Annotated in this window: 10 protein-coding genes, 1 tRNA gene and 1 riboswitch; of the genes, 2 read left to right on the forward strand and 9 right to left on the reverse strand. The window is 44.3% G+C overall.

Going from position 1 to position 14,637, the window contains the following annotated elements; all coding sequences use genetic code 11:
* Positions 1-296: sigma-70 family RNA polymerase sigma factor (locus tag HPY74_15915; protein ID NSW92131.1), on the reverse strand; the 296-nt coding region annotated here is incomplete at its 3' end.
* Positions 297-630: 334 nt separating this feature from the next.
* Between HPY74_15915 and HPY74_15920 the strand changes: the two genes are divergently transcribed.
* The gene (locus HPY74_15920) at positions 631-942 is read left to right on the forward strand and encodes a hypothetical protein (protein NSW92132.1); all 312 of its coding nucleotides are present in this window, start codon (positions 631-633) and stop codon (positions 940-942) included.
* A gap of 451 nt (positions 943-1,393) precedes the next feature.
* Positions 1,394-1,479, forward strand: a tRNA-Leu gene (locus tag HPY74_15925).
* Positions 1,480-1,592: 113 nt separating this feature from the next.
* Here the strand turns inward: HPY74_15925 and HPY74_15930 are convergent.
* From HPY74_15930 to HPY74_15965, 8 genes are all read right to left on the reverse strand, one after another.
* The gene (locus HPY74_15930; GenBank protein NSW92133.1) at positions 1,593-3,068 is read right to left on the reverse strand and encodes a site-specific integrase; all 1,476 of its coding nucleotides are present in this window, start codon (positions 3,066-3,068) and stop codon (positions 1,593-1,595) included.
* A 101-nt stretch (positions 3,069-3,169) separates the two neighbouring features.
* On the reverse strand, positions 3,170-3,322 hold the full coding sequence (locus tag HPY74_15935; protein ID NSW92134.1) for a helix-turn-helix domain-containing protein: 153 nt from the start codon (positions 3,320-3,322) through the stop codon (positions 3,170-3,172).
* A 604-nt stretch (positions 3,323-3,926) separates the two neighbouring features.
* Positions 3,927-4,349: a sigma-70 family RNA polymerase sigma factor gene (locus HPY74_15940; GenBank protein ID NSW92135.1), complete on the reverse strand. Its 423-nt coding sequence runs from the start codon at positions 4,347-4,349 to the stop codon at positions 3,927-3,929.
* A 564-nt stretch (positions 4,350-4,913) separates the two neighbouring features.
* Positions 4,914-5,003: riboswitch (cyclic di-GMP riboswitch) on the reverse strand.
* A gap of 246 nt (positions 5,004-5,249) precedes the next feature.
* Positions 5,250-8,360 (reverse strand): DEAD/DEAH box helicase family protein, encoded by a 3,111-nt coding sequence (locus tag HPY74_15945; GenBank protein NSW92136.1) that lies wholly within the window; start codon positions 8,358-8,360, stop codon positions 5,250-5,252.
* Positions 8,361-8,374: 14 nt separating this feature from the next.
* Positions 8,375-8,926, reverse strand: a complete 552-nt coding sequence (locus tag HPY74_15950) for a hypothetical protein (GenBank protein ID NSW92137.1) — start codon at positions 8,924-8,926, stop codon at positions 8,375-8,377.
* A gap of 1 nt (position 8,927) precedes the next feature.
* Positions 8,928-10,958: a site-specific DNA-methyltransferase gene (locus HPY74_15955; protein ID NSW92138.1), complete on the reverse strand. Its 2,031-nt coding sequence runs from the start codon at positions 10,956-10,958 to the stop codon at positions 8,928-8,930.
* A gap of 2 nt (positions 10,959-10,960) precedes the next feature.
* On the reverse strand, positions 10,961-11,587 hold the full coding sequence (locus HPY74_15960; protein ID NSW92139.1) for a DUF4391 domain-containing protein: 627 nt from the start codon (positions 11,585-11,587) through the stop codon (positions 10,961-10,963).
* A partial coding sequence (locus tag HPY74_15965; protein ID NSW92140.1) for a DEAD/DEAH box helicase family protein occupies positions 11,581-14,637 on the reverse strand: 3,057 nt, incomplete at its 5' end. The genes HPY74_15965 and HPY74_15960, both read right to left, overlap by 7 nt.

The following is a 14,637-nucleotide window of genomic DNA, read 5'->3' on the forward strand; positions in this document are numbered from 1 at the left end:
ATTCTTTCATCTAGAGACTCCGTCATGGTCGTGTACCGTTTTCGCAGTTCATCACGACACACATTGGTGGCAATGCGACATATCCAGGTAAGAAAAGACGATTCCCCTCGAAAATGCTTGATTGACTGGAAAGCCCTGAGAAAAGCCTCCTGCGCAAGGTCACTGGCATCTTCGTGGTTTCCTATGAGGCGGTAGACAACAGTATATACTTTCCGTTCATAGCGGCAGATAAGCTCTTCAAAGGCGTCAATGTCGCCATTTCTGCTTTTCGTTACTAACTCCTGTTCGTTGTACAAGGTTAGCTGCCCCCTTCCACGTATCATTTACATTTAGACGATAATAAATAGAGAAAGTTCCCACTCAAACAATTTTAACATAATTACAACCTTGCTAGGATATCCTTTTTGATTATGGGTAAAATAACCATAAGAAAGGAGGGATATCACTAAATCGCAGATGGCAAAGAAAAAAGCTGACCGTATTCCTGCTGCCGGAATCAAAAACCCTGGCCGGCAAAGAATTCACGAAAAAGCACTGGAACTGTCCCCCCCTAATCCCGACGGCGGTTGACCACCAATAAAGAAAAGGTAGTTAACCTAAATTATAAACCAATAATTAAGGAGGTCCTTTATGGACAAGAATAGGATGAAACCCAATCAACCAGGTAACGAAAAGAAAAAATACGAGCAAGAAACTGCAGCCGAAATAGGAGCCAATAGGCTCAAAAACGCGGGCCGAACCGCAACCGTACCAACAGGCTATACAATCCCCAATAAAATGAACCAGGAATTCGCGGACGAAATGGACACCTTCAAAAATACCGGCGCGGGTAAGGATAGAACCACTATTGTTCCGCCCGTCACAAGAGCTGACCGCGAAACCAGCCCTGGTACGGAAAGAATGGCAGATACGAAAAAAGACGATAATAAGAAGACCACTTAGTTACCCTGCACCTATCGAGCGCATAAGTACGAGTTATACCGCCGCTTTGGGAATAAACAGGATTCTTGGGTTCAGGTGGAGTTTTACTCCACCTGAACCCAAGAAACCGTTATCCAGGAGCTTAGCGCCGCTTATCTCCCACGATTTCCTCTTTTGCTATTTACCTTTTTTACCATTTACCTTTTTACATTTACCTTTTTTACCTTGTTGACAGCGCAATTCATCTCTGGTAGAATGATTTTTGCATTCCAAATTACATTATGCCGCGGTGGCGGAATTGGCAGACGCAGCAGACTCAAAATCTACTTCGTGCTTTCACCCGTCGGTGTGTGCAAACCCTGATAATACAGGGCTTTTAAAAACAAAATAATTGTTTTGGTTTTAATATCCCTCCTAAATGTCCCTCCTAATTCTAAAGGCGGATTAAAGGCAGGGAAATTAAAATAAACTCGCCGAAGTGGCGGAATTGGCAGACGCGGCGGTCTCAAAAACCGTTGGGTTCTCCCCATGCCGGTTCGAGTCCGGCCTTCGGCACCATAGAAACTTGTAGCTCTTAACACGTTTAGCAGGCGGTTTGAGAGCTTTTTTCTTTTCTTGAAGTGCATTCATACTTGCCTTTCGCCTCCTTGCCGTATTGGCGTTCCTCCCGCTTAAGTGGGATATACGCCGATAATTGCATTGGCCGAAGCGACCTTTGAGCTGAAATCCAGGTGGGTGTAGATATTCGATGTTGTAGAAATATCGCTGTGTCCCAACCATTCCTGAATCTCTTTCAGGCTGACTCCGTTGGCGTATAATAAGCTGGCGCAACTGTGTCGAAGGTCATGGAAACGTATTTTCTTCAGATTGTGGTTTTTTAAGACGATTGCAAAGTGCTGCGTAATGTATCCGGGTTTGATTCTTTCTCCAATCTCATTCACATAGATGTAGTCCAGGTAATCTTTGCAATACGCCTTGCCGCAAACCTTTTGATTTAGTTCCTGCTCTGCCTTCAGCCTGTGGAGCAATTCTTCAAAGGGTGCAACCAGCGGCAGGGTGCGGTAGCTCGATTTTGTCTTTGTACGGTCTTTTGCTATGGTAGTAATTTTCCCATCCAGCGTTACCTCGGTTACCGTATGTTTAATCGTCAATGTCTTTTTTTCAAAATCAATAGCGTCCCACTTTAGCCCTACGATCTCACTCCGGCGCAGTCCATAAAACGCGCCCAAAATCACGGCCAGTTCTATCCGTTTATTTTTTACGATAGCGAATAAGGTTTCCAGTTCGCTTGCATCGTAAACACTGCCTACGAATTTTTCCTTTCTGGGCCGCTCAATCCTGTCGGCAGGATTGAAATTAATCAGTCCAATCTTGAAAGCGTACTGCAAAGCCTTGCGGATGTTTGCATGACGATGAATAACTGTGTTGGCGCTCAATCCTTTTTCATTAAGCTCATACCGGTAATAATCCTGTATGTGCTTTGGGGTCAGGTCTTTCAGTTTTATCTTTTTTCCTTCAAAATAAGGAATAATGCTGCTCTTAATACAGTAGGAATAAGACGCAAATGTAGTCATCTCAACACTGTTTTTCATCATCTCCAGCCATTCCAGCAGGAAGTCGGTAAACAATATCTGTACTTCACCAGAGGTCGGGTTCACTCTGTCCGCCGGATTATCCCGAATCAATTCAAGCTCTACAGCGTATTGCAAGGCTTCTTTGATGGCTTCGTGATATTGGAGAAGGGCACTGTTTGATATGCCGTTTTCTGTTTTCTCATACTGATAGTAGCTTTCTATATCCCTTGGCTTCATTTCTGATAGCCTAATGGCGGTATTCTTAAAGTAAGGGATGATACAGTTTTTAACATCGTATGAGTAGAGTGCATATGTTTCAGCATCCACTTTGTTTATAACATCTTTCAGCCACTTTGATAGGAAGTCTGCAAACAAAGCGTTTTTGTCACTCATTGCAGTATCGGGGTTAAACTCTTTCCTGATTTTCAAAAGCATCGCTTCCGCACGTTTTTTGTTACCCTTTATGGGAAGTCCTGTGCTGATGGACTTTGTTTGGCGTTTTCCATAAATATCTTTATAGTTGAGGATAATATGGAAATACCCGTTTTTTTCCCGTAGATGTCCTGCTACCATAATAATTAACCTCCTTGAAAAGTAACAGTTTAAATTCACCTACCACTGACGATTAGAGTGTAGCAGGCTTTATAATATAGTTCAAATGTGCAAACAAAATTTTATGTATTAGATTCCTGTACGACGTCTAAGTATTCAAAAATATGGAGCTTCGGAATTTTATAGGATCTGCCTATCTTAAAATGCTTGATTTTATTTTGTTTCAAAAGACGGTATCCGGTTTTTGTGCTGATACCTCCAAGCATTTCGCACATTTGTTCTACGTTCACTACATCCGGATATTCCCGAAAGACCAGTTTATATGCCTCATTACTCTTTAACAAAGTATCAGCCCCTTTCTACGCAATGTTAAACATGCAGAATTAAGGGTACGCCATTATTTGGGTGCGCATATACGCTCGTACAATGTGGCGCACCCTTAGTCTGCATCTCTGTTTTGGTTTTTATATATAATTATGGGTTTATCCGGCGGACAGCGGTTGACCGTCCTCATAGGAATTCCACCTCCCCGTCAACGACCGGGGCGCACTCTGGGACCTAACCTCGACTATGCGCAAGTATCATTATCCCTCCGTATGTGTCATCGCCTTAAGTGCAACCAGCATTTATTTATTGCACGGGTATCGATCGCTCGCACCTTTACTTCATCCAATCCGTAGATAGCATTGATCCTTCGCTTACAATCCGGCATAATGCCGGACAGGTGGTCCTGGCGTACCTGCAATCTGGCTTTCCTTCACAGGACATACGGGGAACGTACCGGATAAAACACCTATTCAATTGTCAAGGTTCTGTTGAGGGGGGGTAGAGCATGTCCCTCTATTAATCAGCAGATTTTTTGGGCAAAAGTTAACCCTATCAAGAATTATTTTTTAAAAATTTTTCTATGCTTTTTAAGCCTTGCTCAATGGAATGTGTAACAGCAGATTTGCTCACGCCTTCAATCCTGGCTATTTCCGCTTTGCTCATGTCAAGGAAGAAATGGGCGTAGATACGCTTTGCCTGTTTTTCCGGAATGCTGTTGATAGCGGCATACAACTCCTGCTTACTCATTTTGCGCTCATAGATTTCTTCCGGCGATAAAACCAGCAGGACGACCTCCCTTTCAATACCATCGTTAGCGTCAAGGGAATAGTATGCTTTGTAGACACGTCTGCGCTCAAAGTCTGCATGTTCCTTTCGGCTAAGCTGTTTAAATAGTCCTGAAATATCATTTGTCACTTCAACGAAAAAGTCAGATTTATAGAACGGGTAGTAATCCCGCAAATTGATCCTTATCATATATGAACCTCCGTTTTGATTTTTTTAGTAGAAAAACCAAAACAGAGGGGGAGAGCGGCACCCTGATGAATATCCCAAATATGTAAAAAAGCCGGGCTTGTCCAATTCAAAAAGTTGCTTATAAAAGAAATGGATTTTTCGGCATATAAGTCGAAAATACAGATTTTTTGTCAATAAGAAAACCGCAATTTGCTTGTTACAAATTGCGGTTTTCCGGATTATTCGGCACGTATTGGATTGAGGGATAATTAGAGGACGTAATTTATACCATAAGGATGGAGGATAAATATTCATTTTGGAGAAACCAATATCAGCATAGATATAGCTTCTATAATCCTTTACTTCTGCTATTTTAGCTTCTTTAACACAAATTCGTTTTTCATCTATAAGCACCTCACTCACTTAAAACGAAAAACAAAAATCTTGATAACGGCATCATCAATATGACAGTGATATTTTGTCGAAATATATACCTTATACTCTCAAATTAGTAATTAAATCCCTTTACTGCTCGCAAAAAAACCTGCCACTTAAGAAAGGGCAGGTTTTGCACGTAATATAATATGCGGCAGCCAGGCTATCATAGTGCTTAATAGCACCTTAGACCCTATGGCTTTGCGTCCTTGTCTTTAGACAGGTTTGTCCTTATCACGGATAATTTAATTGTTATTTACAACAACATCACAATAATACCGTCATATTTGTTTAGTTATTTTCTATTTCAGCTTCACCTTTAGTGCTTGTCATACCACTTATATAAATAGTCTTTCTCATCAACTTTACCGACATAAATATCTCGTTCGGCCCATTTTTGTATACATTTCATATATTAATATTTTGTTAAAAGCACTAAAATCCCTTTTTTTACTACTGCATAATGAAATAATGAACATATTGTCCTTATAATTTTCCCATAATATTTAGCAGGCTCTGATAACTGTCTACATCATGATACTTGACCTTGCTTGTGGACAGCTGATTGAAAAGTTTCCTGGCGCATTTTATTTTGGCCTGCTCGATAGGACGCAGGTTCAGGCTTTCCATTGTCCCTTTGGTCTCAGCTATGAAGTAAATGTGTTTTACCGTTCCTTCATAAAAGGCAATCGCCCAGTCCGGCGAGTAGTTCCCAACTGGAGTTGGAATGGCAAAGCCTTTCGGCAGCTTGGCATAGACACAGACTTCGTCGGCTTTGTCCATATCTTCCGCAAAGCGGCGTTCGACGCTCTTTTCAGCGGTTCCGTCTGTAAATACATAATCCTGGATGTTTTTATTGGTCCGGAATGCTTTTGTAAAATCGCCCGTTCCTTTTTCAGCGGTGAAAATGCTGCTGTCATACTGCTTTTCAATCTGGTCATAAGAAATATGCTCGACAATCATGGTGGCTTTTTGTTCTTTTATTAAGCGTATTGCTTTGGCAATGAACTCTTCGGGATTCTGCTTAAAGCAGGCAAATACCGGCTTTTCAAGGTCTGCCAGTATGGCCGCAACCGTACGGCGGGTGAGGGTGGTGCCTTCGGCAATTTTGCCTATCAAGTCATATTTAACCTGGCTTGTTGCAGCGTGCTTCAGGGCTTCCGTCCTGGCATTTTCCCGGACAAAGCTGTTGCCGAGGGCAATGGCGTTCCCGTCCAGCTCGTCTGTCTGCATGCCGCTTGTAACCGTGTATTGAAGCCGGGAAACGTACATGGTTTCATTGATATGTTTAATGGCTTTTTCTATCAGTTCCCGGCTGTCAAACTCGACTGTGTAGGCATACTGACGGTTGATATAATTCCAGAGGGTTTGAAATTCCTTTTTATAGAAATTCTCGTTGATGGCATTTTCCGGAATTTTTGTCTTATTGCCGTTTTCGATCATCCTGTTGAGGACGCTTTCATCAAACACGCTCTGGATCAACGCATGCACACCCTCGCCAAAGGGCGCAAGAGATTCAGGCAGGGGAGCCAGGCGGTTGTTTTCGAGATCGGTCCGGTATACTTCCGTAATGCCGTCGTTGTTGTCAATATAATCGTATTTAATGAGATAGCGGTAGATGTCCCTGGCCTCTTGCACATTAAGCACATGCGTTTTCTCGCCGGTCATAACGGTCTTGCCTGTAAAATATTCCACCGTCGCTTTCGTGGGCCGTTCATACAAGGCCTCTTTGATGCCGGTCTGCAAATCGGCGACAAAATTTTTATAGCCTTCGCTGGCGATAACCGTGAGCATGTTGATGGAGTGGACGGAATCGGCGCACTTTCCCATGTCCATCCGCTCTCCTCTTTGGTTTACACACAGGCGCAGGCCGCGGCCCACTTCCTGGCGTTTTTGGGTGGGGCTGGCACCGCCGTGCTTCAAGGTGCAGATCTGAAAGACATTGGGGTTGTCCCAGCCTTCCCGCAGGGCCGAGTGGGAAAAGATAAAGCGCACCGGTTCCTCAAAGCTTAGGAGGCGTTCTTTATCCCTAAGAATCAGGTCATAGGCCGATATGTCATCGCTTTCATCACTTCCCCGCTTGGTAGGGCTGTCTATCTTGCGGCCGTGCTTGTCAATGCTGAAATACCCTGCATGGGTTTCATGGGGATCAATGCTTTTCAAGTAACGTATATAAGGCGTATCTTCTAAAGTAATGTAATCGTTCAGCACGTTTACATACTCCTGCTCGAACATTTCCCCGTATTCGGAGTTGACTTCTTCCCCTGCTTCGTTATAAGCACGGTATTTGGCCACTTCGTCTATAAAGAAGAGGGAAAGGGTCTTGATCCCCAGTTCAAACAGGTGTTTTTCCTTTTCAAAATGCGAAATAATGGTCTCCCGGATTTGGATCCGGCGCAGGTCCTTTTCGGAAACATCGCCGACAACTTCTCCCCGGGACAGCACTTCACCGTTGGTAAAGGTCACCGTACCGCGTATGGGGTCAATATCGCTGATATGGTATCCCTTATACTGTTCCATTTCGTTGGATTCAACATAAAGGTCGTCGCCCACGCCGAGGATGCGCGCTTCGCGCTTGATATTGACAGATTTTTTGTATTCTATCTCCAACTCGATTTTGGCCATCGGCGGCTTCTTGGGCGAGATAATTATATTCTCAAGGAACAAATATCGGTCGGTTCCCCTTAAATTCTTGACTTCAAATCCTTTGACCTCGATTTTCTTTACCAGCCGTTTATTGTAAGCATCCACCGCATCCAGGACATAGACGAGATTATGGTGCTGAACATGCGTGGCCGAGTAGTTCAGGCAGAACAGGGGATTGAAATTAGCCAGTGCTTTCTGGGTCTTGTCCCCGCCCATTTTCTGCGGCTCATCCAGGACGAGGATGGGGCGGTTGGCCTTAATGACGTCAATAGGCCTGCGGCTGCCGAATTCATCCAGTTTTTCATAAATGCGGCGGGCTTCCTTGCTCCTGGCATCCTCCTTCAATGATGTATTGAAGGCCTGGATGTTGATAATCATGACATTTATGCCGCTGCTGGCGCTGAAGTTGTCAAGTTCGGTCAAATTTTGGCTGTTGTAGACGAAAAAGCGGGCTTTCTTGCCGTAATGCTCCATGAAGTGATCCTGGGTAATCTGAAAAGTCTTATATACCCCTTCACGGATGGCAATGGAAGGAACCACCACAATAAACTTGCTCCAGCCGTAACGCTTATTCAGTTCAAAAATGGTCTTTATGTAGACATAGGTTTTGCCTGTGCCGGTTTCCATTTCCACGTCCAGGCTGCAGGCCCCCAGGTGGCTGACCAAAGCCTCGGACTGCTTGATGTTGTTGCGGGCCTGCATGTTGCGGATGTTTTGCAGAAGCTGCCCGGGGGTCAGACCAAGCCGGGCGTTTTCAAAGCCGATGGCTGCGTCATCTCCCGGAGATCCAGGTTCATCAAACATGGATATTTGAGTATACTGGGGTTTCTCGTTAATACCCAAATCACGCACATAGCTGACCCGGTCGGAATAGGGCTGTCCTGCAAAGATATTTACGACGCTGTTGACGGCATCGGTCTGGTATTGCTGTATTTTAAATTGGAATTTCAAATGGATTTCACCTACTATTCAAGCTTATGATTATTCCAGCGATAAACAATCACATCTTCATCGGCATTTGTATAGTTTGGAACAGTACGTTCATACCACTGAACTGAAATATTACCAGCTTGTATATTAAAAATCTGAAGCCCATAAAGGTACTGTAATTTTGATAATGCTTCTTCGATCTTTTGTGCATCCTCGTTTGTTTTATTACCTTGTTTAACTTCACAAAATAAAATATTGCCTTCTTTAGGATCTCCATTTTCCCCGGCACGTTGATGTATTAAAATATCCGGCCTCATATTTTCATGTGAGTAACCTTTAGGTGCGGGTTTACTATCATTTCTCATTTTCCGGTACTCACAATCGATTCTGTATTTACATATACCCTCAAGGCGCTCATGACAAGAAAGCAGAGTGTGTAAATGCATAGCGATTCTTGCCGAGATACTACATTCAACACTGGATAACCGTATCAAGTCCAGATCGTATAAATATAAACGTTCTAATGCCTGACGCACTTTTTCCTTCAAATAGGCTTTATCTTTTAAATCACATTTTATATCACACATTTTACAGCACCTTCCTTATAGTTGACGGGCTGTAGGTTGCAAAAATCTGCTCAAAGTTGGTGGCGACGCTGTCGCTGGCGAGGCTGCTGTCGCGGAAAACGGCGTAATAGGGCTGCCTTTTGGCAATTTCCCTGACCACCTCATCGGTGACGTCATTGTCAAAGCAGGCCATCAGGTACCCGTCCGCCACGCTGAACACCCTTTTGCCGCCGATAACCATTTCCTCGATTTTGCTGGACAAGAGCACGCCCAAATCCAGCATGACCTGGAAGAGCAGGTCCTCCGGAGTGCGGCCGGGCTTTATGTTGTCTGTCAGGGAGGAGAGCAAATCCTGGGTGTATTCATCAGGCCTGTAGTAGACATCCTGCATATTGGTGGAATCCACCTTCAGGACGCGGAAGCCTTTATCGAATGCAGAATGAGGAATGCAGAATTCAGAATTATTGCCTTTTGTTTCATCACTCATCATTTTGCATTCTGCATTCTGCATTTTTTCAATAATTTGAGCGCCCGCCCGGCGGATGCGCTCTTTGCCGATTTCAGCAATGGTTTTATAGCCTGCCTTGTAGGCTTCGGATTTTTCGTCGCAAGGCTCAGGAAGCTGCACCATGATGAATTTGCGATTGCCGCCGTCTTCGGCGTTAAGCTGCATGACGGCATGGGCGGTGGTGGCAGAACCGGAGAAGAAGTCGAGAACAATCTCATTATCCTCTAAATATAGCATTGACGCCAAACGTTCTACTACAAAAGTAGGCTTTGGAAAATCGAATATTTCCGAATTCCCAAATAAACTTTTTATTTCTACTTTTGCATTTTGATAATTTGTTTCTTTATCAATCCATATTGTTTTAATCTTATCAGTTTTTATTGTTCCATCCACATTTTCAAGATAATCTTTCCTAAATATATCCCATGCATTCTCTTCGCCTGCCCTATTTATTCTTTTACCCACAATCATATTTATTTCCGATATTATTTTTTCCTTTCCCCAGGTCCATCTGCTTAATTCACCAGTTGGTCTTTTTGGTATAACTTCTATTGAATATTCTTTATTCTGTGTTAGAGATATTTTACCATTACTAGGATTAACATAAATAGGAAAATGCATGTTAGGCCTATCCTCTTTTTTCCATGCGCCGCCACGCTGTCGCAATCCTAAAAGTCTATATTTTTTGCCATTTTCATCAATTTCTGAGTATTCTTCTAATTTTTCTACCGGCTTCATTGTTCCTTTTAGTTGTAATGTAGAACTATTTTTAGAATACATAAGAATATATTCATGTACATTAGATAAATGCTTGCTTGCTTGTGACCCCCTTGGATTGCTCTGAATAGTCATCAATCCGATTTCATTCTTTTCCCCAAACACCTCATTGCAAATCTTTTTCAAATTCTCCACTTCATTATCATCAATACTAATGAAAATAACCCCGTCATCACTCAATAAATCCTTAGCCAGCTTCAGTCTCGGGTACATCATATTCAGCCAGTCGGTATGAAACCGCCCATTGCTTTCGGTATTTTGCACAAGCCTATTCCCTTCCTGATCATAATCCCCACTCTGCATTCTCCATTCTGCATTCTCCATTGCAAAATCATCCTCATAAATAAAATCCTTACCGGTATTGTACGGCGGGTCTATGTAGATCATCTTCACCTTTCCAAGATAGGTTTCCTGCAAAAGCTTGAGAGCGTCGAGGTTGTCGCCCTCTATGTAAAGGTTTTCGGTCGTGTCGAAATCCACGCTTTCCTCCCGGCAGGGGCGCAGGGTTTTGGCAATGGGGGCGTTGGCCAGGAGGATGGACTTTTTCTTGTCCGGCCAGGTGAACTGGTAGCGCTCCTCCGGGCCTTCCACAACAATATTTGACAGCTCCTGCCGCAGCACGTCGAAATCAATGGCGTGCTCGATGATGGGCGTACCGTCGTCCCTGTAGCCTTTGATGACCTCGGTCAAAGTATTGGGAAACAGTTCCGCAATTTTTTTGATATTTTCATCCACTTTGTTCACAGAGTGCATTTTCAGTCTGTCCATGCTCATTCTCCTTTTTCCTCGGCTAATTTTTTCTTCAAACCCTGGAGGCGGGTAAACAGTTCAAAGCGTTTTTTAGGTTGCTTTTCGCTGCGGGATAACCGTTCCAGTTTGTCAATCTCTTTTTGCAGTTTCAGGATGGTATCCTGCTTCTTTAATTTTTCATCAACAGTAAGGCTATCGCAGGAGGGAATAATATTTTTCTGCAGGGCAATCTGCTCAATGAACCCTTCCCATATGCTGTCCAGATTTAGTCCCCTGGCTTCCAGCTTAAGGTCTGTAAGCGGTGTCCAGTCTGTTTTATAAAGCTTGCCGTAATAAAGCGCAAGTTGTCCCTGCTCCTGAAATTTGAGCAGGAAGAGCAGCTTATGGGCGTTTTGCCGGGCTATGTTTTCCACTATCCGATAGTCCAGCTCCTGCTTTTTCAATTCAATGGAGAGTACAAGAATTTCTGTTGTCTCCCCGTTCTTTTCGATGTTTAAAGTATCCGGCGACAGCTTGTACTCTAAGACTATGCGTTTTACGTCGGATACGAATTTTTCTTTAAGTTCGCTGCTTAAATTTAAGTTTTTATAAAATGCCTCCTTGGGCATGTTCCGCCCGACGAATGCTTTGCCGGAAAAATTCAGCATCCTATCACCACCATGAAGCAGATCAGTTCAAAGTCGTCAAGACCGGAAATGTTACCGGTCAGGAAGGTGGTTTCGCCATTCCCGAAAAAGCTGTCTATATCCCTTTCTTCTTTGACGGTTATGATTGAGGCGACTGCCTGCCGGAGCAGCTGGGATACGCGGTCCATCTTCCTGCCGTCGTTGGTTTCCCGGTTGAAAATATGGCAGGCTTCCATATCGGGCTTTGTTTTGCCCCGGGAGAGATGGCGCATGGTATCCAGGGTGGCTTTCGGCTCCAAATGGTTGCAGATGACCTCCCCGTCGTCCCCGATGTATACCATGTAAAAAGGGTGAAGGCGGTTTTGGTTTTCGATGTTTATGGCTTTATTCACGTTCTTCAGGATAAAAATTACTCCGGGCTTTTCTCCCCGTATCACTGCGTGAATGCCGTAGGGAGTCCGGTCCAGATCCGGATGCTCTTTGATATAGGAGAGCAAGTCCATCCTGAAATCATTCAGCCCCAGGTCCATAATGGAAATGCCTGTGGTCATGTCCTCAAGGTCAACCACTTCATTCTGCAGTTTTTCCAGCTGGGCCCGGCGATAGGCCAAATCGCCGTTTTCGTCCTGGTTGATGTAGTCGTCGTCGCCGGTGGCGGTCATGACGGAAATCCGCATTCTCGCTTCCACTCGTTCCTTCAGGTTTATGTAGTCGTCCAGCGCCAAATCCGGCCAGAAGTTGACAAGCTGGATCACCTTGTTTTTGCTGCCGATGCGGTCAATACGGCCGAAACGCTGGATAATGCGCACCGGGTTCCAGTGGATGTCGTAGTTGATGCACCAGTCGCAGTCCTGCAGGTTCTGTCCTTCGGAAATGCAGTCGGTGGCAATCAGGATGTCAATATTGTTGTGATTGTTCGGCATTACCAGGTCCTTCTCCTTGGAAATTGGAGAAAAACAGGTCAAAATTGTATTCATGTCGGCAGGGAATTTGGGTATGGTGGTTCTTCCCTCAATTGAGCCTGTAATCAGGGCGCAGTCCAGTCCGAATTTTTTCTTCACAAAAGGGCTGACATGTTCATACAGGTACTCTGCCGTATCGGCAAAGGCCGTAAAGATGATGATTTTTTTATTATCCGGATTAATGGGGTTTGTGACTTTTTTCTCGATAACCCGCAAAAGCCCATTCAGTTTATAGTCATACTCCGGAGTAATATCTTCAAGCATCAAAATCAGGAGTTCCAAAACTTCCAGATCGGCGGACAAATCCCGCTGCCAGGAGAGATAATCCATATCGCGCAAATCGACTTTAAATTTTCTGCCGACGCTTAAAATATCGATATTCTGATCATCCAGATCAAGTTCGCCAAAGTCATGAACATCCTGCACGGTAACTTCCTCGCCGGACCGGAAGCTGTCAATCAGCTCCAGGGTGTAATGTATTTGTTCATAGATGCGTTTTACAGTCAGCTTAAATGAATGCACCGAGCTTTCCATCCTCTTAAGCAGATTGATGCTCATCAAACGGCGGATGCCTTCCTCGCGCCCTTTTTGCGAAAGCTGCCTGCTGTGTTCCGAATCCATATCGATATATTTGCCAAGCCTGCTGGGGAGGATATAGTTTGTCGGCGTATAGACGGACAGATTAAGCTGCATGAGCTGTTCATAAATCTGCTCATAATTGATGGCATTGTTCAGCGTGGTCAGTTTGGGACGCAAGGAAAGCGGCTTGTTGCGCTCCGGGAAACTGCCTATTTCGGATATGTCATAGTAGCGCTGGATGTGTTTACGGGAGCGGGCAATGGTCACGCTGTCCAAAACTTCAAAAAAGTCAAAATCCAGCTGCTTAAGCAGGGAAGCCGTTGTACGGGATTCAGGCGGCAGCTTGCTCCAGGCGTTATATACCTTTTGAGCCTGCCGGAAAATAGTATCAATATCTGTTTTGGTGTTTAATTTTTCATTAATTAATTCTGACTTTCCTTCATAAGCCAAAGCCAGTTGGTTGCGCAGGTCATAAAAACGGTTATTCACCGGGGTGGCGGAGAGCATCAAAACCTTTGTCTTTACGCCGGGGCGGATGACTTTGTTGAGCAGTCTGAGATAGCGGTTTTCTTTTTCCCCGTACTCACCTGTTACAGCGCCGCCGTTGCGAAAATTATGGGATTCATCGATAACGACGAGATCGTAGTTGCCCCAGTTGATGCGGTCGAGGGGCAAGCCGATAACAGAATCACCTCGTTCGCGAGACAAATCGGTATGGAAAAGAACGTCGTAACGCAGGCGGTCTTTGGCCAGCGGGTTGTTGATCAGATTGCCGCGATAAGTCAGCCAGTTATCCTTCAGCTTTTTTGGGCAAAGAACGAGGACATTCTTGTTCCTGTTTTCATAGTACTTGATGACGGCAAGGGCTGTGAAGGTTTTGCCTAAACCCACACTGTCCGCCAGTATGCAGCCGTTGTATTGCTCAAGCTTATTAATGATTGCCAGGGCGGCGTCTTTCTGAAAGCTGTACAGTTTGTTCCAGATAACGCTGTTTTTGAAACCGGTTGCTTCATTGGGCAGCACATCTTCGGAAATATCCTCAAGGAATTCGCTGAAAATGTTATACAGGGTCATAAAATAGATAAGCTCGGCGGGGTTTTCCTGGTAAACAGCCGATATGGATTCGATTACTTCTTCCGTTACATCCTGAAGACGGCTTTCATCGTTCCATACGCTGTCGAACAGGCGGATATATTCACTGCTGAAGGGAGCCTCAAATTTATTCACCATATTATAGATGTTGTTGCCGCGCTCGCAGCCAATATCAACGGTTGTAAACCCGTTGATCGGCAGGTAAGTCAGCTGCCGGTTGTTTGTTTGTATGTTAAGAAATCCGCTCATCCCGGAATTGGTGGAATTTGATTTAAAGGTTACCTTTTTGCGAATCCAATCCGCACATTCCCGGGCAATAGCTTTTTGGGTAAGCTCGTTCCTTAGCTTTATTTCAAATTCTGTCCCGTAAAGGCTGCGTTCCCTATGTAATCGTGGAATGTAGAATTCCCGCTTTTCTTTTGGCGATTTTTCGGCGAC

This window comes from Bacillota bacterium (genome assembly GCA_013314855.1).
Classification (GTDB): Bacteria; Bacillota; Clostridia; order Acetivibrionales; family DUMC01; genus Ch48.

Bases quoted from the DNA above. Each gene is read 5' to 3' on its own strand.
- HPY74_15960 (NSW92139.1), bottom strand. From the start codon at position 11,587: ATGCTGAATTTTTCCGGCAAAGCATTCGTCGGGCGGAACATGCCCAAG.
- HPY74_15935 (NSW92134.1), bottom strand. From the start codon at position 3,322: ATGTGCGAAATGCTTGGAGGTATCAGCACAAAAACCGGATACCGTCTT.
- HPY74_15955 (NSW92138.1), bottom strand. From the start codon at position 10,958: ATGGACAGACTGAAAATGCACTCTGTGAACAAAGTGGATGAAAATATC.
- HPY74_15940 (NSW92135.1), bottom strand. From the start codon at position 4,349: ATGATAAGGATCAATTTGCGGGATTACTACCCGTTCTATAAATCTGAC.
- HPY74_15920 (NSW92132.1), top strand. From the start codon at position 631: ATGGACAAGAATAGGATGAAACCCAATCAACCAGGTAACGAAAAGAAA.
- HPY74_15950 (NSW92137.1), bottom strand. From the start codon at position 8,926: ATGTGTGATATAAAATGTGATTTAAAAGATAAAGCCTATTTGAAGGAA.
- HPY74_15930 (NSW92133.1), bottom strand. From the start codon at position 3,068: ATGGTAGCAGGACATCTACGGGAAAAAAACGGGTATTTCCATATTATC.